The 1,571-nt window shown below is 72.1% G+C and carries 2 protein-coding genes; one reads left to right on the top strand and one right to left on the bottom strand.

What is annotated here, in order from left to right:
• Positions 1-179: response regulator transcription factor (locus tag AOK23_RS50950; RefSeq protein WP_240496760.1), on the bottom strand; the 179-nt coding region annotated here is incomplete at its 3' end.
• Between the two features lie 124 nt (positions 180-303).
• Here AOK23_RS50950 and AOK23_RS38890 point away from each other — a divergent pair.
• Positions 304-1,344: an aldo/keto reductase gene (locus AOK23_RS38890; protein WP_055717178.1), complete on the top strand. Its 1,041-nt coding sequence runs from the start codon at positions 304-306 to the stop codon at positions 1,342-1,344.
• Positions 1,345-1,571: the final 227 nt, after the last annotated feature.

Genomic DNA, 1,571 nt, shown 5'->3' with positions numbered 1-1,571 from the left:
GGCATCCGGATGTCCATGAGGACGACGTCGGGGCGGGCGCGGTCGACCAGGGCGTCCACCTCGGCGCCGTCGGCGGCCTCGCCCACGATCTCGATGTCGTCGGCGCCGCCCAGCATGAAGGAGAGCCCGGCGCGGACGAGGGGGTCGTCGTCGACGAGGAGCAGTCGGATGGGGGTCATCGGCCCACCGTTCGGATGTCGGTCATGGCCCTACCGTAATGACGCCGCGTCACGGACCGACGCCTTCCGCCGGGGCGACCCGTTAGTGTCGGCCGGTACGGCATTCAACTGACGGAGGTTTTGGGTGCGTTACCGACTCCTGGGCCGGACCGGGCTCCGTGTCTCCGAGCTGTTCCTCGGCGCCATGACGTTCGGCGAGCAGGGCGGGGTGGGGGCGCCCCGGGCGGAGTGCGCGCGCATCCTCGACGTGTACGCGGAGGCCGGCGGCAATGTGATCGACACGGCCGTCAACTACCGGGGCGGCGAGAGCGAGCGCATCGTCGGCGAGCTGCTCAAGGGGCAGCGGGACCGGTTCGTGCTGTCCACGAAGTACACCGTCTCGCGCGACGGCACCGACCCCAACGCCGCGGGCAACCACCGCAAGAACCTGGCCCTGTCGCTGGAGACCAGTCTGCGGCGCCTGGAGACCGACTACATCGACCTGTACTGGGTGCACATCTGGGACCGGAACACCCCTCTCGAGGAGACGATGCGCGCGCTGGACGACGCCGTACGGTCCGGGAAGGTGCTGTACGTCGGGATCTCGGACGCCCCGGCGTGGGTGGTGGCCAGGGCCAACACCCTCGCGGAGTGGCGGGGTTGGTCCCCGCTGTCCGCGCTCCAGGTGCCGTACAGCCTGCTCAACCGGGACATCGAGCGTGAGCTGCTGCCGATGGCGGAGGCGTTCGGGATGTCGGTCGCGGCGTGGAGCCCACTGCAGAACGGCATCCTGTCCGGCAAGTACACGCGGGCGGGCGGGCCGGCGCCCGGTACGGCGACCCGGCTGTCCATGGAGACCATCGGGCGGCGGGAGCGGGCGGTCGCGCAGGCCGTGCAGTCCGCCGCGGACGAGCTCGGTGCCACGCCCGCGCAGGTCGCCATCGCCTGGACCATGGCGCACTCCCCCGCCGTCCACCCCATCCTGGGCGCCCGCCGGGCCGAACAGCTCACGGACAACCTGGGCGCGGCGCGGCTGGTCCTGCCGGAAGAGGTCCTGGCCCGCCTGGAGGACACGACCGGCTTCCGTCTCGGCTTCCCCGGCGACTTCATCGACGAGGCGTCGGCCTGGGTGTACGGCTCGGCGGGCCAACGGGTGGTGCCGCGGGAGTGGGGCCGGGGCGCCTGATGGCTCGGGGTTGCGGGTGGTTTTGGCGACTGCGGGTGAGTGGGGGTTTCTCGCGCAGTTCCCCGCGCCCCTGAAAAGCGGCCGGGGCTGCGCCCCGTGCTTTTCAACGGCGCCACCTGGTGAAGGGCGGGCCGCAGGCCCAAGCCTTCAGGGGGAGGTCGGGCCGCAGGCCCGATCCTCCAGGGGCGCGGGGAACTGCGCGAGAAACCCCCACTCACCCGCACCCG

This window comes from Streptomyces torulosus (assembly GCF_001419765.1).
Lineage (GTDB): Bacteria > Actinomycetota > Actinomycetes > Streptomycetales > Streptomycetaceae > Streptomyces > Streptomyces torulosus.
Note: the sequence above shows the minus strand (reverse complement) of the source record. Positions and strands in the feature narration are given on the sequence as shown.